Origin of the sequence: Streptomyces sp. NPDC051987 (assembly GCF_040680735.1) — a bacterium.
Classification (GTDB): Bacteria; Actinomycetota; Actinomycetes; order Streptomycetales; family Streptomycetaceae; genus Streptomyces.
Genome location: NZ_JBFAXI010000093.1, coordinates 15,218 through 33,856 on the forward strand (window position 1 = coordinate 15,218; position 18,639 = coordinate 33,856).

General features: G+C 69.7%; 14 protein-coding genes and 2 pseudogenes. 7 read left to right on the top strand and 9 right to left on the bottom strand.

Annotated features, from left to right (window positions below):
• Nucleotides 1–139: 139 nt before the first annotated feature.
• Nucleotides 140–337, bottom strand: a complete 198-nt coding sequence (locus AB0M11_RS33730; protein ID WP_365711932.1) for a hypothetical protein — start codon at nt 335–337, stop codon at nt 140–142.
• 1,244 nt (nt 338–1,581) lie between these two features.
• Here AB0M11_RS33730 and AB0M11_RS33735 point away from each other — a divergent pair.
• The 5 genes from AB0M11_RS33735 to AB0M11_RS33755 all read left to right on the top strand — a co-directional run bounded on the left by AB0M11_RS33735 (nt 1,582) and on the right by AB0M11_RS33755 (nt 8,389).
• A complete protein-coding gene (locus tag AB0M11_RS33735; protein ID WP_365711933.1) occupies nt 1,582–4,509 on the top strand; it encodes a BTAD domain-containing putative transcriptional regulator in 2,928 nt (975 codons plus the stop codon).
• 276 nt (nt 4,510–4,785) lie between these two features.
• On the top strand, nt 4,786–5,622 hold the full coding sequence (locus tag AB0M11_RS33740) for an alpha/beta hydrolase (protein WP_365711934.1): 837 nt from the start codon (nt 4,786–4,788) through the stop codon (nt 5,620–5,622).
• A gap of 333 nt (nt 5,623–5,955) precedes the next feature.
• Nucleotides 5,956–6,372 carry a LuxR C-terminal-related transcriptional regulator gene (locus tag AB0M11_RS33745; RefSeq protein WP_365711935.1) on the top strand — a complete coding sequence of 139 codons (417 nt, stop codon included), beginning with the start codon at nt 5,956–5,958 and terminating at the stop codon, nt 6,370–6,372.
• On the top strand, nt 6,369–7,109 hold the full coding sequence (locus AB0M11_RS33750; RefSeq protein WP_365711936.1) for a response regulator transcription factor: 741 nt from the start codon (nt 6,369–6,371) through the stop codon (nt 7,107–7,109). The genes AB0M11_RS33745 and AB0M11_RS33750 overlap by 4 nt, the downstream gene beginning before the upstream one ends.
• A 431-nt stretch (nt 7,110–7,540) precedes the next feature.
• Nucleotides 7,541–8,389, top strand: coding sequence for an alpha/beta hydrolase (locus AB0M11_RS33755; RefSeq protein WP_365711937.1), 849 nt, complete (start codon nt 7,541–7,543; stop codon nt 8,387–8,389).
• 32 nt (nt 8,390–8,421) lie between these two features.
• Here AB0M11_RS33755 and AB0M11_RS33760 read toward each other — a convergent pair whose 3' ends face one another.
• On the bottom strand, nt 8,422–8,802 hold the full coding sequence (locus AB0M11_RS33760; protein WP_365711938.1) for a VOC family protein: 381 nt from the start codon (nt 8,800–8,802) through the stop codon (nt 8,422–8,424).
• A gap of 179 nt (nt 8,803–8,981) precedes the next feature.
• Between AB0M11_RS33760 and AB0M11_RS33765 the strand changes: the two genes are divergently transcribed.
• Both AB0M11_RS33765 and AB0M11_RS33770 read left to right on the top strand, forming a co-directional pair.
• A complete protein-coding gene (locus AB0M11_RS33765; RefSeq protein WP_365711939.1) occupies nt 8,982–10,664 on the top strand; it encodes an FAD-dependent oxidoreductase in 1,683 nt (560 codons plus the stop codon).
• A 13-nt stretch (nt 10,665–10,677) separates the two neighbouring features.
• The gene (locus AB0M11_RS33770) at nt 10,678–10,947 is read left to right on the top strand and encodes a hypothetical protein (protein ID WP_365711940.1); all 270 of its coding nucleotides are present in this window, start codon (nt 10,678–10,680) and stop codon (nt 10,945–10,947) included.
• 136 nt (nt 10,948–11,083) lie between these two features.
• Here AB0M11_RS33770 and AB0M11_RS33775 read toward each other — a convergent pair whose 3' ends face one another.
• From AB0M11_RS33775 to AB0M11_RS33805, 7 genes and pseudogenes are all read right to left on the bottom strand, one after another.
• Entirely contained in the window at nt 11,084–11,584 is a 501-nt protein-coding gene (locus tag AB0M11_RS33775; RefSeq protein WP_365711941.1) for a hypothetical protein, read from the bottom strand.
• Between the two features lie 120 nt (nt 11,585–11,704).
• A pseudogene (locus AB0M11_RS33780) lies at nt 11,705–11,945 on the bottom strand (DUF1269 domain-containing protein).
• A gap of 356 nt (nt 11,946–12,301) precedes the next feature.
• Nucleotides 12,302–12,808: a DUF302 domain-containing protein gene (locus tag AB0M11_RS33785; protein WP_365711942.1), complete on the bottom strand. Its 507-nt coding sequence runs from the start codon at nt 12,806–12,808 to the stop codon at nt 12,302–12,304.
• Nucleotides 12,809–13,458: 650 nt separating this feature from the next.
• On the bottom strand, nt 13,459–16,179 hold the full coding sequence (locus AB0M11_RS33790; RefSeq protein ID WP_365711943.1) for an AAA family ATPase: 2,721 nt from the start codon (nt 16,177–16,179) through the stop codon (nt 13,459–13,461).
• 111 nt (nt 16,180–16,290) lie between these two features.
• Complete coding sequence (locus tag AB0M11_RS33795) at nt 16,291–17,136, bottom strand: alpha/beta hydrolase (RefSeq protein WP_365711944.1); 846 nt, start codon at nt 17,134–17,136, stop codon at nt 16,291–16,293.
• Nucleotides 17,137–17,329: 193 nt separating this feature from the next.
• Nucleotides 17,330–17,788, bottom strand: coding sequence for an SsgA family sporulation/cell division regulator (locus AB0M11_RS33800; RefSeq protein ID WP_365711946.1), 459 nt, complete (start codon nt 17,786–17,788; stop codon nt 17,330–17,332).
• A gap of 75 nt (nt 17,789–17,863) precedes the next feature.
• Nucleotides 17,864–18,081: pseudogene (locus AB0M11_RS33805) on the bottom strand (WhiB family transcriptional regulator); the annotation flags it as partial.
• Nucleotides 18,082–18,639 lie beyond the last annotated feature (558 nt).

Consider the following 18,639-nt stretch of genomic DNA (forward strand, 5'->3'; position numbering starts at 1 on the left):
CGCCGCCGATGACGATGTCCTCGGTGGGGAGAGGCGGCGGATCGCCAGCAGTACCGGCCCGTCGGCGCCAGTTCCTCGATCAACCGGACCAGCAGGCCAGCATCGCCCCGCAGCGCCGCCAGTTCACTCGGGTGGGCAGTCAGCGACCGCGTTGCCGATCAGTACGCACCAGGGCGTCGGTCCGGGCACGGAGGTCGGGGGGCTGGGCCTGGGGCACGCCGACATGGTCGCAGATGACGATGATCGGCAGCGGAGCGGCGTAGGAAGGGATCAGGTCGGCCTGGTTCTGCCCCGACGGGGAGTCGACCAGCCGGTCCGCCGTGCGTCGGACCGGCACCCGAACCCTTCGACATGCCGGGGGGCGAAGACCTTGGACACCATGCGCCTGATACGTGTGTGGTCCGGCTCGGGTCCATGTTGAGGAGGTCGGCGGCCAGCGCGGGCAGCAGGGTCATGGCCCTGCCTACGAGGTGAGCCCATGAACCCGGCCAGACGGCTCCGGCCCCGCGAGGTCGGGTCCTGCTGCCGGTATGCCGAAAGCCAGCGAGAGAAGATTGTCTTATTTAATCCATTTGAGCCGAAGCGGCAAGAGGGGCCGGTTTGACAGAATGAAAATGACCGACCATATTGAAGTTGTCGCCACACGCATGGCGTTCATCGACGGGGCTTGGGGGTGCCGTGATCAAGCGACCCAGCCGGGCCCACCTGCACGGATCCGGCCGGCCTCCTGGAAACCCAGCGGACGGTCGGAGCTGTGGACATGTCCCCGAAGTCGTCGGTACCGGCCAGTCGGCGGCGGGTCTCCCTCGTAACGATGCGGAGAGCTCCATGACCGAGTACATTCCGGCCGATCCGGTCGAGCCGCCCAAGGCGGGCACCTTGCTCCGCAGACCGTCCCGCGCCCTGCACGGCGGGCCGTCTTTCGCGTTGCGGAGAGGTCCAGGGTCTTCTCCGGCCGTCCGCGACGAGCCGCTTCGCGCAGGACAGCGTCGCCGACGGCAACATCCTGACCATCGACCTGGCCTCCGGCAGCGCCGACCTGCAGCCGGACCCCGGAGCGAAACGCGATGTGGATCCGTCGGCCCGGTCATGGCCGGCCTCGTGGCCGGGTTATGGGCCTTCCGTCACCCGGGCCTCCTTGCCTGCCGGTACCCGTGCAGGGGCGAGGGGGCCGCCGCCACCGGACCCGACGCGCCGTCCTCTGGCTGACGTCGATGCCCCCGGCGGTTGTTCCTGAGGTCCGCACCGATATCCGCGCCGGTCCCGGGAGCAGTCGGCCGTAGGGGAACCCGGGATACGCGCCTCGTCGCGGCGGGCAGAGCCCTTGTCGCGAGCCGGCGCGCACGCGTCGGAACCGGCTCGGCCGCCACCGACGGCCGGCGGAGGCGGGCGTCAGCGCGACGGCTCGCCGGTCGGGCAACCTCCTGGACGGCCATGTACGCGGATGGGGATGTCCGCCGTCCGTACGGCCTGTATGAGCAGCACATCGAAGACACGAGCCGACCGTGACTGGACGGCGCCGCCGGCCGGTGCGTGACGCGGTGGCCGGCGCGCGGGGTCGGCGGCAAGGAGAGATGCACGATGACAGGGGTATCGCGAGAGTCAGGTGGCGGCGCCATCCAGTTCTCGGTCCTGGGACCGGTGCGGGTCTGGCGGGGCGGCAGCGAGCTGCTGCTCGGTCCGAAGCAGCAGCGGCTCATCCTCGCCGTCCTCCTGGCGCGTGCCGGGCGGCCTGTGTCGATGCACGAGTTCATCGATCTGCTGTGGGACGGTGATCCGCCGTCGAGTGCGACCAACGCGGTGCACCGGTACGTCGGAGCACTACGCCGGCTCCTGGAACCGGACCTGCCCGCAAGGTCGCCCGGGCGGTGGCTTGCCCGGCAGGCGGGTGGATACCTGCTGCGCGTAGATGCTGACCGCCTCGACCTGCTGAACTTTCGCGCCTTGGTCGATCAGGCACGGCAGGCGGACGCAGCGGGCGACCCGACCGGCTCCGTGGGACTGTTCACCACCGCTTTGGGCCTCTGGCAGGGGCGGTGCGCGGCGGATCTGGAACCGGTCAGCGGCAGCCACCCCGCCTTCGTCATGCTGGAGCACGAATACGTGTCGGTGGTGTGCGAGGCAGCGGACACGGCGCTGCGCTGCCGTCGTGCCGAGGCGGTGTTGTTGCCGTTGCGGCAGGCCGCGGAGCGCAATCCGCTGGACGAGGCGCTACTGGCGCGCCTGCTGCTGGTGCTCGCTTCGGACGGCAAGCAGGCCGAGGCCCTGGCGATGTACGAGGAGATCCGGCTGCGGTTGCTGGAGGAACTGAGTGTGGACCCCGGCGCGGAGCTGCGGGCCGCCCACGAGAGGATTCTGCGGCAGCGCGTCGACACCGTCACGCCCGCGGAGGCAGAGATAGACGGGGGAGCCGCCGCCTACAGCCCACCGGTTCCGGCCGGTTCTGGGCCGTCCGCCGCGCCTTCGGTGAGAACAGCGCGGCCGGCCCAGTTGCCTCCCGGCCTGCCGGGATTCACGGGACGTGAGGACGCGCTCGCGCAGGCCCGAGTCCTTGCCGCGCGGGGTGGGGGAGCTTTGCGAGTGTTGGCCGTCGACGGCATTCCCGGCATCGGAAAGACGGCCCTGGCCGTGCACTTCGCCCACCAGGTCGCCTCCGACTTCCCCGACGGACAGCTCTACGCCGACCTGCGCGGTTTCGCCCCCGACGGCAAACCCACCGACCCCGCCGACATCCTCCAGGGCTTCCTCGACGCCTTGGGCGTCGCCCCCCAGCACATCCCCGCCCCGCCCGACACCCGCTCCGCTCTCTACCGCAGCGTCCTGGCCGACCGCCGCGTCCTCGTCGTCCTCGACAACGCACGTGACCTCGCCCAGATCAGACCCTTGTTGCCCGGGACCGGCAACTGCATGGTCATCGTCACCAGCCGCAGCCGCCTGACCGCACTGGCCGCCGCCCACGGCGCACACCTGCTCACCCTCGACGTCCCCTCCCCCACCGAAGCGACCACCACCTTCCTCGAACGCGTCCGCACCAGCCGCCCGCACGCCAGCGCCCGCGAGATCCGCCCCCTCGTCGAACGCTGCGGCCGCCTCCCCCTCGCCGTCGCCATCGTGGCGGCCCGAGCCGCCGCCTACCCCGAACGCACCCTCCACGACATCGACCTCGAACTGTCCGCCACCGACCACAACCTCGACGGCTTCAGCGACGACAACCTCGACAACGAGGTGCGAGGCGTCTTCTCCTGGTCCTACCGCACCCTCGGCTCCCAGGCGGCGCGCCTCTTCCGCCTCCTCCCCCTGCACCCCGGCCCCGACGTCACCATCGCCGCCCTCGCCAGCATGGCCGGCATCAGCCCACACGAAGCGGCCCAGGCCGTAGGCGAACTCGTACGGGCCAGACTGCTGACCGTGCGCGGGCGCCACCGTTACTGGGCCCACGACTTGATCCTCGCGTACGCCGCCGAACTGGCCGCCCAGTACGAGACGGACCGGCCGACCGTCCGGTCCCGTATGTACGACCATTATCGCCAGACCGCCCACGCGGCGAACCTCCTGCTGCGGCCCGGACCCCAGCCGGCCGCTCCCCCGTCACCCCTGCCGTCCGTGACACCGGAGCCGCTGCCGGACGCCGCCGCGGCGACAGCCTGGTACACGCGGGAGCGTGCGGTACTGCGTTCGGTGGTGGAAACCACAGCCGCGCACGGCGACAGCCGGATGGCCTGGGAACTGGCGGTGACCCTGCAGATGTGCCAGCAGCGCATGGGATGGTGGTACGACTGGGCCGCCACCATGCGGGCCGCCCTGGGAGCGGCGCGCAAGGCCGAGGACCCGGTGGGCATGGCGCGGACCCACCACGGCCTGGCCGGCGCGCTGCACCACCTCGGTGACCTACCCGGAGCACTGCGCCATCTGGAACACGCACGTCATCACGTCGGACAGCTGCACTCCACCGCCGACCTGGCACACGTCCTGCGGAACATCGGCCTCGTGTATCACACGCAGGGAGACCATCTTCGTGCCCTGCGCCATCTGGAAGCGGCCTTGGATCTTCTGAGCGGGCCCGAGCCGGGCCGGCTCAAGGCCACGATTCTCTCCATGGCCGGAATGGCTCGCATGAAACTCGGTGATCCAGAGGTGGCCCTGCGGCACCTGCGCACCTCCGCCTCGATGTTCCACGACTTGCACGACCTCAACGGTGAGGGACTGGCCCTGACAGTGATCGGGCAGGTGTTCCGCCGGCGACGCGACTACGCCCAGTCGGCCTCGTACTACGAACGGGGCATCGAACTGATACGGCTGGCCGGCAGCCGGGGCAACGTGGCGGAGGAACTGACGGCGCTCGGCGGCGTACGGCTGGATGCCCGGAACGTGGCGGGCGCACGGCGGGCTTGGGCCGAGGCCCTCAGAACCCTTGACGATCCGGACCTGCCGCCGGCCGTCCAGGCCGGAGAGAAACTGGCCGAGTCGGACACGGCGAAGCAGGAGCGCCGAACAGCATCGGTCATTTGACTGCACGACAGGTTCCCGGGCCGTGGCCGGGCTCGCCACCGCGGCCCCGGTGACACGTTGACGGACCCGGGTCCGTCCTCGTCATCGGGAAACACCCGCAGAACCGCAGGGGGGCGGACCATGTGTGCCGGCCCACCGCGCGGGTCGCGTTGTGGGTCGGGATTCAAGAGATAAGTCGTTAGACAGATTCGGTCGTGCTCGCTGTCGAGAGACGCTGGGGCCGTCGCCCGGCGGTGCGGATCCGTCGCACCGCCCCACACCCGAAAGGACACCACCATGCCGTACATCACCGTGGGCCAGGAGAACACCACCGACATCGAGCTGTACTACGAGGACCACGGCACCGGCCGACCCGTCGTCCTCATCCACGGCTATCCCCTCGACGGCCACTCCTGGGAGAAGCAGACCACCGCCCTCCTCGCCGCCGGGTACCGCGTCATCACCTACGACCGCCGCGGCTTCGGCCAGTCCAGCCAGCCCACCACCGGCTACGACTACGACACCTTCGCCGCGGACCTCAACACCCTCGTCGAAACACTCGACCTCCACGGCGCCACCCTCGTCGGTTTCTCCATGGGCACCGGCGAAGTCGCCCGCTACCTCTCCACCTACGGCTCCGCCCGCATCGCCAAGGCCGCCTTCCTCGCCTCCCTGGAGCCCTTCCTCCTCAAGACCGACGACAACCCCACCGGCGCCAACGACCAGGCCTTCTTCCAGGGCGTCTCCGACACCGCCAAGAACGACCGCTACGCCTACTTCACCACCTTCTACAACGACTTCTACAACCTCGACGAAAACCTCGGCACCCGCATCAGCGAAGAGGCCGTCCGCAACAGCTGGGACGTCGCCGCCGGCGGCAGCGCCCACGCCGCCTGGGCCGCCCCGCTGACGTGGCCCACCGACTTCCGCAACGACATCCCCAAGATCGACGTCCCTGCGCTCATCCTCCACGGCACCGCCGACAACATCCTCCCCATCGACTCCACCGGCCGCCCCTTCCACAAGGCCCTCCCCCACGCCGACTACATCGAGATCGACGGCGCCCCCCACGGCCTGCTCTGGACCCACGCCGAGGAAGTCAACAACGCCCTCCTCACCTTCCTCGCCAAGTAGTCACTGCCGATGTCACGGTGGCCCACTCCGCGATCCAGCTGTGCGGGCCACCAGGGCACACCATCGAGTACGACTCGGAGCAGTGCGCCCGCGAACCCCCTGGCGCGAGGATCTCGCGCGGTCACGTCCGGAGCCGACGGGGACGGTCACCGGAACCACTGCCTGATCTGTCGCCGACCACGTCGAATGACAGATGTCAGGGGCGTAGCACGTGTCTAGTTTGGAATGGTCTCGCTGCCCGGGCCCTCGATCCGCCTGGTCGTGCGGGCCCGTCGGCGGTCCGGCGGCCTCCGTGCCGGGCGGGAAGGCCATCGAACGAACCGGAGAGGCGGCATGAAGCCGGACGCCCACCTCTGCGGCACACGCCCCCTCGACCTGGCGGAGAAAGCGGGGCTGATCCTCGGTGACCGCACCGTGCGCTTCACTCGCCGCTTCTTCCGGGCTCTGGCATATTCCACCCCTGGCCGCGCGGCGGCGGGCCCACACGCCGGGACGAACCTCGGTCCGGCACGGTGGGCGATATCGCCGAGTGACGGAGCGCATGCCGCCCGGGGCACCGCCCTGACCACTCAGGGACGGCGCATCGTCAGGACGGCCGCGCGTGGAATGTCCCATCACAAGATTGCGGACCAGCGGTCCATCTCGCCACGGACGGTGGCTTCCCATCTGTACAAGGTGTTTCCACGGCCGGGCATCAGCTCCCGACGGGAACTCGACCGCGCATTGCGGGAACTCGGTGATCACACATGACACGAAGTGCCGTCAAGGCACCGGTACAGGAGCGTCCGGATCCGGTCGGCCGGTTCCGTCTGGCGTCCGTGCCGGACGAGCCGGCGATGAGGGCCGTGGGCGGAGGTGAGGACCGGGACGCCCTCCCGGTGACGCTCACCGTGACGGCGAGCGACGTACTCACGGAGGAGGGCGCGCAGGCCTACCTCCGCGGAGCGTCGGGGGTGCGCGTGGTGCCCTGGGAGGATCGGCACGGTGCCGACGTGGCGCTGGTGCTGGCACAGAAGCTCACCCCGGCGACGCTCAAACGTGTCGACGAGGTCGCCGGGCCGGACCGGGGACGGGGACTGCCGGTGCTGCTGGTGGTGGACTCGATCAGTGAACGGCATCTGTTGTACGCGGTCGACCGGGGAGTCGTGGGTGTGCTGCTGCGCGGCGAGGTCGGTTACGCCGACATCGTGCGGGCGAGCCGCAGGGCTCTGCAAGGGGAGTCGCCGCTGCCGCCCACCTTGGTGCGCGCGCTGGTCGAGCGCCTGCGCTCACTGCCGGGGCACCAACCTGGTTCGTCCGACCTGTCCGCCCGGGAGGTGGAGGTCCTGCGGCTGCTGGCCGAGGGATTGAGCACCGCGGAGGTGGCGGGGCGCCTCAACTACTCTGAACGCACGATCAAGAACGTCCTGCACGACGTCATCGCCCGGCTGGGCCTGCGCAACCGGACGCAGGCGGTGGCCTACGCCATCCGCAACGGTGCGCTGTGAGAGCAGCATCGCGGGCCAGCAGCCGTCGTAGGGCGTTGTCGAGCGCAGCACGCCCCCCGTCGAGGCCGAGAACATTCTCGCCGGACAACGCGCTGGTAGTACGTGATGCCTCCGGTATAGACAAGACGGCGCTGCTGGAGAGACCGCGCGACTGGCGGGAAACGGAGCCATCGCGCGATCACGAGCCATTTTTCACATGTGTTCGCCAGGTACGCCCTCGCGCAAGCACCTGCCCGCGGCGCTCCGCGTCCGACGCAAACGGGAACGGCCGACACCCGAGGAACTGGAGACCGCTCAGCGACACAGCGACCGCGTGCAAGCGCTTATGCGCACCTGAAGGACACCTCAGCGATCGCACAGCCGGCATGCCACGGGTCCGGCAACCACCTGCATGCGGGGGTGTCAAGCAACACCGGAATACGCTGTGCGCCGTGACATACATATCTCTTCCTCCTCTTGCCCGCCGGGATCTGAGCACCCGTCGAGGTGTGTTCGCCGCCCTCTCCGTCGAACCGGTGTCGGCCGCTCGCGGCACGGTTCTCCTGCTGCCGGGTTATACCAAGGACAAAGAGGACTTCCTCCCCCTGCTGCCGCTGCTGTCCGAGGCCGGCTACCGGGCCTTCGCGGTGGACCTGCGTGGTCAGAACGAGACGGACGGCGGTCACGACGCGACGGCGTACCGGCGGGAGGAACTCAGCGAGGACGTCGTGGCGCTGGCCGAGGCGCTCGGCACACGACCGCACCTGGCCGGCCACTCCATGAGCGGCCAGATCGCCCGGGGCGCCGTGCTCGCCGCCCCCTCTGCGTTCGCGTCCCTGACGCTGCTGTCCTCGGGGCCCGCGCAGGTGGGCGAGGAGCGTGGAGCGCAGGTGAAGCTGCTCACCAGGGCGCTCACCACCATGACGATGGACCAGGTGTGGCAGGCCCTGCAGCAACTGCGTCCCGAGCGGGCCTCGTCGCCCGGCGCCGACGAGCGCCGCGCGCGCTGGCTCCGCACCAGCCGCACCCAACTGCTGGCCACGGGACGGAACCTGCTGGACGAGCCCGACCGGACCTCGGAACTGGCCGGGCTGAGCGGGTTCGCGGTGCACGTGCTTCACGGCGACAGGGACGACACCTGGGCGCCGCCCCTGCTCGCGGACATGGCACGCCGGCTGGGCGCCCGGCACACTGCCCTGGCGGACACCGGGCACTCGCCGCATGTGGAACGCCCCCAGGCGGCGGCGCGGGCGATGGCGAGCTTCTGGGACGGCGTACCGATCACGGCGTCCCCACGGTGAGCGACGGCACTTCCCCGGTCGCCCGGGGGGGCTCACCGCCGGTCAGGCGTCCGAGGCGGACACGGTGTCGGGGCGCAGCCAGGGGGACGCGAAGTCCACCTGGTCGCGCCCAATCCATAAGACTCGTCGGTGTAGAACCGGAGCCGGACAACGTCGGGATCGGGAACCACCAGGAGATAGCCGACCAGGGCAACGATGACTGGTGAGTGGGGCACGCCGGGTGTGTCCAGGTGACCGATCCAGCCGTCGAGTTCCGTCCGGTCCGTCACCGTGAAGGTCAGCGGGTCGCAGCCGGCCAGCCGTCCGACGGTCGCCGGGTCGAGAACGGAGCGGTACCAGGCGGTGCTCCGCTCCAGATCGGACCCGGAAATCTTGATGTGGTGCAGACCCCGCACCACGGGTCGGGCGGACATTCGGAACACACTCCTCGGATACGCACCCCACTGCCCAGCAGCACCACCGAACATACTCCCGGGACATGTGGAGCCTTTCGTGCACGGAAACTGTCCTCGCGTGCACGTGTGCGCCGCCGGAGCCCTACCGAGAGGGCGATCCGTGGCCCGGAGGTGTGACCCGGTGGCATTCTTCGGGCATGGCAACCTCATTCCCCGAGATCGGTGATCGTCCCGACGATCTCGCCACCGCTGCCGAAGTGCGTCTGGACGACGGTCAGCTCGCCCGCGCCGCCCGTTACGCAAGCCGTGAGGAGGTCCTGGCAGGAGACGTCCTCTACCAGGTCGAGGACGATTCGGTCGACCTCTTCCTGTGCGAAACAGCGACGCTGGAGGCGATCATCCCGTCCTCCGAGGACGGCGACGGGCACCTCTTCATGACGCACGGCCCCGGCCAGTTCGCGGGCGAACTCAACCTGCTCACCGGGCAGCGGCGGGGGCTGACCGTACGCGTCGCGACCGGTGGCACGATCCACCGGGTCGAACCGGCCGCCTTCCGCCGGCTGATGGCCCAGGAGACCGAGCTCTCCGACCTGCTCCTGCGCGCGATCCTCGCCCGGCGCCGGCTGCTGCGCCAGGCGACGGAGCAGACGCTGCGGATCGTCGGCGACGCCGGGTCGGCCGCGGGCCTGGCCATGCGTACCTTCCTGGACCGTCAGGGTGTGCCGCACCGGTGGCTCGACAGCGGTTCCCCGCAGGGCGCGGACGCGATGCGTTCGTCCGGTCTCACCGAGGAGGACCTGCCCGCGGCACTGTCGTCGCGCGTGGCGACGCCGCGTGTGACGCCGGGCGTGCTGAGCCAGCAGCTCAACCTCGCCTACCGCCGTACCGGACGCGGCTCGGCCGACCTCACCGTCGTGGGCGCCGGTCCGGCGGGGCTGGCGGCCGCGGTGTACGGCGCCTCGGAGGGCCTGGAGACGGTGCTGCTGGACGGAGTGGCCGTCGGCGGCCAGGCCGCCACGAGCGCACGTATCGAGAACTACCTCGGCTTCCCTTTCGGGCTCAGCGGAGCTGATCTGACCGCGCGGGCCGCCGTACAGGCGCTGAAGTTCGGTGTGCACCTCGCCAGTCCGTGCGGTGTGGTCGGGCTGAGTACCGAGGGCCGCGACCACGTCGTGACCCTGATGGACGGAACCCGCATCGAGACGCGGGCGGTGATCGTCGCCACCGGAGCGGAATACCGGGCGCTCCCCCTCGACGGCTGGACCGAGCTGACCGGGTGCGGCATCTACTACGCGGCCACCGACCTGGAGGCCCAGGCGGTGGCCGGCCGGCCGGTCGCGGTGGTCGGCGGCGCCAACTCCGCCGGACAGGCCGCCTTGCACCTGGCCCGGTACGCCTCAGAGGTCACCCTGGTGGTACGGGGACCCGATCTCGGCGCCCGCATGTCCGCGTACCTCGTGGAACGCATTCTGAACGATCCGCGGATCACCGTGCTCGCCGGCACCGAGGTGACAGAGCTGCACGGCAGACCGCATCTGGAAGGTGTGTCCCTGACCACCCGGGCCGAGGGCACCGGGGCACGCCGTGTCGACTGCGCGGGCCTGTTCTGCTTCATCGGGGCCCGGCCGGCGACAACATGGCTCGGCGGGGTGGTCCTGGACTCGGACGGGTTCGTGCCGACGGACCGGCAGTTGTCGCCGGAGGACCTCGGACCGCGCTGGAAGGAACTGGAGCGCGAGCCGCTGCCGTACGAGACCAGCGTGCCCGGCGTGTTCGCCGCCGGTGACGTGCGTCTGGCCTCGATGAAGCGCGTCGCCGCAGCCGTGGGTGACGGCGCCAGCGCCGTCCGTTCGGTCCACCAGTACCTCGCGACGGTCTGAGAGGTGAACGCTCATGAGCAGGCAACTGCGCGCTGACGACATCGTCCACATCGGCGACGACGTCCATCTGGTGTCGGGCAGCAACACCAACTGGGTGATCGTCAAGGACGGTGCCGACGCCACACTGGTGGACAGCGGATATCCGAACGACCACGACCTGCTGCGGGACTCCCTGGGCGCCCTGGGTCTGAAGCCGGAAGCCGTGCGCGGGGAAGCGCCAAGCAGGCCGCCGCACGCGCCCGGAGCACGCCGTGCGGTGAAGCCGATCGGCAGCCCCTGCTGAGGACGTCCCGCTGTGCCGTCGCGCTGTCGCCGCCGTCGGCCAGCTCCTTCAAGGGCTACTGTCGCGACGAGAGGTACGCCCCGCTCTCAGCGGGACAGTGCGTGGGCGGCGCGGACCGCGGTGTTCTCCACTCCCGTCAGCCCGTCCACGTCGGTGAAGGCATCGGTTCCGAAGGTCTGCGGAACGGCGTCGTCGGCGGTGCCGCCGACGCCGTCGGGACCCATGCTGAGGAACGTACTGTCGTTGTCCATGAGCGTGGACGTCCCGTCGGTGGCCGTGTGCCCAGCGCATGGCCGATCTCGTGCGAGACCAGGTGGGAGACGACCGTGCTGATAAACGTGATCCTGTCGCTGGACGGCTTCATGTAGTGGTTCAGCGAGATGGTGTCGTCCGCCGGTCCGCTGAGCAGGTCCAGCAGCACGATCGACGCATCCGAGGTGTCGAAGTTGCCTGGGTCGATGGAACTGGTGACGCCCAGCGTGGGCAGGCCCGTCTCCTCGATGGTCCCGCCGATGACGACACGGTCGACGTTCTTCGCGTCGCCGGGGTCGGCGTCGTGCTCACTGCTGAGAACGCGGACGCCGAACCGCTTGTTGATGCCACTGCCCGCCAGATCGGTCTGGAGTCGTCGGCGCACGTCGCTGCATGCAACGCAGTTGTCGCCGCCGACTGCTCACGAAGGCTACATGTGCACGGCCGTCTTCCGAACGCGGCGAGAGGCCGGGCAGACAAGCTCCCCGGCGTCCCGGTCCCCGTGCTACGCCTCGAAGACCTCGCGCAGCTTGGCCTCGTCCTGCTGGGAGAGGTTGCTGCGGATCAGCTGGGCGGTGCCATGGGGGAACGCCTCGTGGACACGGTCCACGACCGCGTCGGAGGTGAGCAGGACAGATGAAGTCGTCGTCGATGCCGACGTCGGCCAGCGAGCCGCCCAGCGCACCGCTGAGAGCGCCTACGGCGGCGCCGAGCATCGGCACGAAGAAGATCAGGCCGAACAGCATGCCCCCAGAAGGTGCCGGACAGCGCGCCCGCGGCGGTGAGGTTGTACAGCTGCTTGGTCCTGGGGTGCTTGCGACCCTCCGGCCAGGTGACGACCGCTGCGTCGTGGACCTGGACAAGCCCCTGCTTCTGCAGGGACAGCAGGGTCTCCTCGACGCGATCGGCGCCGTCGGGTGTGGGGAACTTCCAGACGGTGAGAGTGACCACGAGGGCTCCTTTCGGAGACTGGATCGCCGCAGACGACGACAGCGCGAGAGGTGTCGTATGCGATCACGCAGGAGACGAAGCGGGCCGGTACGCGCCGGGGGCCGCGGCCAGGCACCGTGCCGTGCCTTCGTTTCGCCGGCTCCGGGCCAAGTCAGCTCTGCAGCAGTTCGTTCGGTACGTCGGTACCGAGGAAGTCGAGGAGGGCGGCGACCTTCCGGTCGAGTTCGACACCGACCTCGGTCACCTCCGGGATGCCGAGCCCGGCGAAGTGGGTGCTGGGCTGGTCCACGCTGAACCAGGCTGCTCCGGCCTGGTCCTGCCAGATCACGGTGCGCAGCGGCGCGTAGAGCATGGTCCGCGGGTCGTGGCGGTACATGCGCTCGGCGATGGCGTGGTTGCCCATCAGGTACCAGAAGCAGATCGCCCGGTTTCCGGCGCGGCGGAAGAGGGGGTGCGCCGCGTTCTTCTCGAAGATCATGAAACCGTGGGGGGCCGCCGAGTCGATGAGCCCGGTGATCTCCGACCAGGAGGCATCCCGGCGGATCAGGGACTCCAGCTCCTCCTCCGGAACTCGTGGTACGGCGGCCTCATAGCTCTGCCGGAAGTCGGACACGGACGGCACGGCCACGTCCAGACGTCGTACGTGGAACGTACTCATTTCGCCTCCTGGCGGGTGCGCGGTGCGATCGGGATCGACCATAACGTCGCGGCCGTTGACGCGTGACGCACACGTATCCAACGGGCAGTCCGGTGACCCGTTACTGCACCATCGGGCAAGCACCCCACAAACAATCCATAAGTTCCCTCGTCCTGTGGCAGTCCATCACTCGTCAACGATCGTCGTGCGGAGGAGACCGATATGTTCATGCGGAGGTTCATCCGGTCGACGCACCGGGCCGCCGTGCTCGCTCGTGCGACGGCGGACGCGGGCGCGATCTGCGCGGCCCTGCCGACGGTTCTCAGCCCCGGGCATCACCGCTTCGATGCGGTGGTCGAGTGGAGCGACGGCACACTCGAATGGGCCGAGAGTGCCGCCGATCCGGAGACAGCGGGAGAGCTGGCGGATGTGCGGGCCCTGCTCGCGTCGGCGCTGTCGGGCAAGGGGGTCAGCTCCGCCGTTCTGCTGGCCAGGACCGCCGCAGTCGGCACCCGGGTGTGCGGCTGGAGCGTACGACACGGCTGGGGGGGAAGCCCTGGACCTGCACTCACTGAGTCTGGCGGTCACGCCCTGCCCGGGCGTACCCGTGGTCCCGAGCACGGTGTTCCGCGCCCCCGCTCTGGTCCGCGCGACCGCCGACGGCGCCGCCGTCACATACCGTCGGCTTCGTCGAAAGCCTTCAGTGCGTCGCGCAGAGCGGCGCGGGAGACGATACCCAGCTTGGGGAACACCCGGTAGAGGTGGGCGCCTGCGGTGCGGGGCGAGATGTTGAGCTGCCGGCCGATCTCCTTGTTGGACAGGCCGCTCGCCGCGAGTTCCGCGATGCGACGCTCCTGCGCACTCATCTTCACCCCGGTTCTGGCGTCCGCCACACCCACGCCCACGCCGGCCGCGCGCAGTTCGTCCCTAGCGCGCTGCGCCCAGAGCGGAGCCTTCAGCTGCTGCTCGAACAGTTCCAGCGCCACGCTCAGATGGACGCGCGCGGCCGTGTACTCCCGGCGCCGGCGGAGCCATTCGCCGTACCAGAGCCGGATACGAGCGTATTCATAGGTCCACAGGGAGGCGTCCGGCACCGCCAGGGCCGCCTCGTACAGCGGGCCCGCCTCGTCGTCGGGGGCGACGACCGCGACAGCCGCGGCGAGGATGACCGCGTGGTGCGGTGATATGGCGTCCAGACGCGCCTGCCGGCCCGCCTCGACGTGGGCGCGCGCCGCCGCCGTTCTGCCGGTGCGCAGCGCGGACTCCACTAGGTCCAGGAACACACGCGAGAAATGGGGGAAGTGCGAGGGCAGTTCTCCCGGTGGGGTCAACGCGGAGGCCAGCAGGTATGCCTCCTCGAAGTCCCCCCGGCCGACCGCGGCGCGGGCCCAGGTCTCGTTCACCGTGGACATCAGCAGCTGCATGCGGCGCGGCTGGGCCCACGCGGTGATCGTGTCGCAGTGCCGACGCAGGGCTTCCTCGTCCCCGCGGCCGGACGCGATCATGGCCAGTCCGTAGGTGAAGATGATGTGAATGAGGTTGTACTCGTGTTCAGTGGCGTCCGCGATGCCCTGGGACGCGATCGCCTGAATCCTGTCCCATTCACCCCGCATGAACGCCTCGTGGGCCCTGGCCACCAAGCCGAAGCGTAGGCTGTCGTACGCGCTGTGCCCGACGGCCTCCCGCCACACGCCGTCGTAGAACGTGAAGCAGTCGAGGTACATGGCCGTGTAGATCAGCCAGTTGACGCGCCACAGGGGCGTGTCGGGGGACAGTGCGGCCGTCGCCCTGTCCAGTCGCTCCCGCACGTCATGAGCGGTCCGCGCCGGGTCGGCGACGCAGTCGAAGCACATGCGCGCGGATTCGGAGATCCGGTCGAGTGTGCGGTAGACGGGAGGCCACAGTTCCGCACGGCCTCCCCACACCGCCGCGTTGAGAAGGACGTAGAACGCGTCGTCGAACGCCTCCACATCCTCCGGGGCGGTGCTTTCGCGCGCCGCATCCATGGCAGGAGGCAGGATGCGGTAGACCGCGTCGATGTCTCCCTCCCGGTGGAACTGCACGTAGCCCGCAGCTGCCGCGCCCCGCAGTGATTCCGTGGTCTGGCCGGCCAGTTCCTGAGCCGTGCCCAGAAGGCCGGCGATGCCGGCGGCGAAAGCGGCCTGCTCCAGGCGGCGGGCGCGTTCGGCGGAGTCCTGGCTGAGTTCGGCGGCACGGCGGTACGCCGTGGCGGCCTCCGCGGCGCCGCCACGGGCCATGGCCCGCTCCGCGGCACGGGTGAGCTCGACGGCGACCGCCTCGTCCGGGTCGTCCGCGGCATGGGCGAGGTGCAGGGCGCGTCGCTCCGGCTGCGCCTTCAGAGCCTCGGCCAGCGCACGGTGCGCGGCTCTGCGACGGCCGGCCGGGGACATGTGCACCACGCAGGATCGGACCAGGGGATGACGGAAGGTGACGTGCTCCCCGACGTGGTCGATACGGACCAGTCCGATGCGCTCGCTCGTATCCAGCAGGCCGTCGTCCCACTCCTCGCCCGCTGCGCCGAAGGCCGTTCGGATGTCCCCCAGATTGCCGGCACGCTCACCGTCCAACGCTGTCAGCAACAGGACGAAACGTGGCACGGAGCCGAGCTGCCGGATGCGGTCGGCGAACACGCTCTCCAGCCGGCTGCTGAGCGGCAGGTTCGTCGGCAGGGCTTCGGCGCCGTCCCGCTGGGCGTCGGTGAGCTGGCTGGGCAGCTCCACCAGGGCGAGCGGGTTGCCTTCTGACTCGTCCAGCAGGCGCCGCTTGGTCGCTTCGGCCAGCCCCGGGTGACTGCTGTCGAGCAGCACCAGCGCATCGGGGGCCGGCAGCGGACCGAGGTCGAGCACGCGCAGACCTGTGGGATCGAGGAAGCCGTGCGCTCCGCTGCGCGCGGCCATGATGAAGGCTGCCCGGCAACTGCTGAGCCTGCGGGTGATGAAGGTCAGCGCCTCGGCGCTGGAGCGGTCGATCCAGTGCACGTCGTCGACCACCACGCACAGTGGCTGCCGCTTGGCCGCGGCCTGGAGGAGCGCCAGGGCCGCCGCCGAGATGGCGAAGCGTCCCGGCGCCGAGCCCTCACGGATGGAGAGCGCCTGTTCCAGCACGCCGCTCTGGAAGGCCGGCAGTTCCGCGAGGTGATCGAACAGCGGATGGAGAAGCTGGTGCAGCGCGGAGAACGCGAGTTCCTGCTCGCTCTCGACTCCGACGACCTGGAGGACACGCAGTCCGCCCGCCCGGGCATGGGCGGTCACCGCGTCCAGCAGCGCGGTCTTCCCTACCCCCGGGTCGCCTTGCAGCAGCAGCGCTGCTCCTTCGTTCTCCGCCTCGACCAGCAGAGCTTCCAGAGCATGCAACTCGGACGTACGGCCCACCAACGACAACGTTCCTCCCAAGCCGGAGGGCGGTTGCCCCTGCCAGCACTCACATGGTGGCTGGTGGCGGGCAGGTGCCGCTTCTGTCGGTCGACTGGGTTCGGCTGGTTTTCAGCGCCCTTCGGCCAGGAAGTCCAACACTTCCCGCGCCACCTTGTCGTGGTGCTGGAACAGGAAGCCGTGACCGGAGTCGGGATACGTTTTCACCCGCGCGTCGGGCAGCAGGCCCGCGAGCAGACGGGACGCGCTGGGCGGTGTGACGAGGTCGTTGTCCCCGTGCACCACGAGCGCGGGTTGCCTGATTTCGGCGAGCCGTTCCAAGGCACCGTGATCCGGTACGCCCCACTCGGTGATCGCCTCGTACTGCGCCTGCCTGGCCGCTCGGTCGGCCGGCAGGTCCCGGTCGCGCTCCCGCTCGATGTACCGCCCCAGAAACTCGAGCCCCCTGCGCTGACTGGCCTCGGTGTGGCTGAAGAAGGTGTAGAGGTAGTCCTCCAGGCTCGGCTGGTCGACGTCGGCGCGGGCGAAGATGTCGTCCGGCCAGCCGAAAATGCCCGGGCCACCGCGAGGGGCGGTGGCCGCCAGCACCAGGCGGCGAACGGCGGCGGGGCGCAGCAGTGCCAGTTCCTGGGCCGTGTAGCCCCCCATCGAGAATCCCAGCAGGTCCGCCTGCGGCACCCCGATGGCGGTCATGAAAGCGAGGGTGTCCATCGCTGTCTCTGCGATGGTGCGGGGGGTGTGGCCGGTACTCAGGCCGACCCCGGCATTGTCGAAGACGATGACATCGCGTTCCGCCGCCAGGGCGTCGACCAGGGCCGGGTCCCAGCTGTCCAGGGTGCCCCGGAAATGGGGGAGCATGAGCAGAGGCGGCTGTGAGCCGGAGGGACCGCAGCGTCGATAGGCGTATCTGACGCCGTTGGCGGCGTCGACGACGTGGTTCGGTGCATCGATGTACATGTCGGATCCTTCGCCGGGGCCTTGCTTCCCGCTCAGTGGGGAGCACTGTATGCCGTCGAGTGTGTCGGCGGGCTGGGGCCGGAGCATCGGGCATATGACCATGGGCCCTCACCTGCGCGCACCGTCCTGCCGGGAGAAACCAGATCCGAACGAGAAGAGGAAAGGTGTGACGGGGAGGGCGGAGATCCAGGACTCAGACGGGCGGCAGCAGGCTTTCGGCGAGGGTGGCCCAGTCAAGAAGTGCGCCCTCGCTGCCGGAAGGGACCATGGCATAGGTGACATCCAGCCATCGACGGAGCACGGTCAGGTGGGTCGCGAACGTCGCATGTCCGTGCGGGCCCTCGAGCCTCAGGTGGAGCAACGGCCTGTCGTGCGGCCCCGTGCCGGGCCACACCTTGCAGTCGCCCTCGCCGCTGAGCCGGTCGGTGCCGCCCCACAGCAGGTCCCGGCCGACCACCCAGGTGACACACGTCTCCGCAGTCACGAGGAGGTCCATGCGCACCGCGAAGGGATCGTCCACGCTATAGCTGAATCTGCAGCCGATGCTGTCGCGGTCTGGGGGTACAGGCCGGAACTGAAGGGTCGTGAGGAGTTCGAGGGTGCCCGGACGGTTGCCGTGGGCGTGATCTGAAGGGTGCGCATGCTCAGTCATCTGGTCACCGTCCTCGCTGTCGGTCTCGAGTCCTGTCGAAGGCCGCCGGCCGGAGGCCAAGCGTGGAGGTGCTTCGCGAGCAGAGCGCTTCCTGACGGCCCGCCGTTCCTCCTCGCTGAGGCCGCCGCCTCGTGGTGGTCGAGGGTCCAGTCCCGGCACGGGTGGATAAAAGGGCATCGCAGGCAGACGGCCTTCGACTCGTCGATCTGCCCGAGTGCCGGTCCTGCCTCGCCGACCGGGAAGAACAGTTCCGGATCCTCGAACCGGCACATCGAATAACGCTGCCAGGCCAGAACGGGCCAGGCCGAGGGCGTCGCCCGGTCGAGAACCGGAGAGGCACGGTGGCTCTCGGCGGCAGGCGGACGTGACGGTGGGAGTGCCGGAGGGTGGGGCAGGACCGTGTCCCGTCGGACGCTTTCATCTCTACCTCCGCAACGAGCCTGTGTCCGCACCAACCTTTCAGACCCGCGCGTGTCCGGCATCCGTCGTGTGACTGACCTGTTGGGGGAAGCAACGGATGAGGACACCGGGTGCCGGCGCACCAACCGGCGCTGGGAACGCGGGACATGTGAGGCGCCCTGCGTTCCGGACGTCGGCGTGCCGCCCTCCCGTGAGGCACGGTCAGTCGACTGATGCGTTGCCGTGTGAGGGCTCCTGGCCTGAAACAACGCCGCGGCCAGTCACCCTCCGACGGCCGCCCTTGCACCCATCCATGTGCCACGTGGTTCCGTACGAGAGACCGAGGCAGGTCAGCAATGTCGGCGGCGGTTGAACCGTGACCCAGTTTGGTCGGTTGAGTTCTGACCCTCGCGTCGTCGGTGGTCTTGCTCAGTCGTTGCCGGCGGCGGTGG

Excerpts from the sequence above, each read along its gene's own strand:
- AB0M11_RS33735 (WP_365711933.1), top strand. The coding sequence starts at position 1,582 with ATGACAGGGGTATCGCGAGAGTCAGGTGGCGGCGCCATCCAGTTCTCG.
- AB0M11_RS33740 (WP_365711934.1), top strand. The coding sequence starts at position 4,786 with ATGCCGTACATCACCGTGGGCCAGGAGAACACCACCGACATCGAGCTG.
- AB0M11_RS33745 (WP_365711935.1), top strand. The coding sequence starts at position 5,956 with ATGAAGCCGGACGCCCACCTCTGCGGCACACGCCCCCTCGACCTGGCG.
- AB0M11_RS33750 (WP_365711936.1), top strand. The coding sequence starts at position 6,369 with ATGACACGAAGTGCCGTCAAGGCACCGGTACAGGAGCGTCCGGATCCG.
- AB0M11_RS33760 (WP_365711938.1), bottom strand. The coding sequence starts at position 8,802 with ATGTCCGCCCGACCCGTGGTGCGGGGTCTGCACCACATCAAGATTTCC.
- AB0M11_RS33765 (WP_365711939.1), top strand. The coding sequence starts at position 8,982 with ATGGCAACCTCATTCCCCGAGATCGGTGATCGTCCCGACGATCTCGCC.
- AB0M11_RS33770 (WP_365711940.1), top strand. The coding sequence starts at position 10,678 with ATGAGCAGGCAACTGCGCGCTGACGACATCGTCCACATCGGCGACGAC.
- AB0M11_RS33785 (WP_365711942.1), bottom strand. The coding sequence starts at position 12,808 with ATGAGTACGTTCCACGTACGACGTCTGGACGTGGCCGTGCCGTCCGTG.
- AB0M11_RS33795 (WP_365711944.1), bottom strand. The coding sequence starts at position 17,136 with ATGTACATCGATGCACCGAACCACGTCGTCGACGCCGCCAACGGCGTC.
- AB0M11_RS33800 (WP_365711946.1), bottom strand. The coding sequence starts at position 17,788 with ATGACTGAGCATGCGCACCCTTCAGATCACGCCCACGGCAACCGTCCG.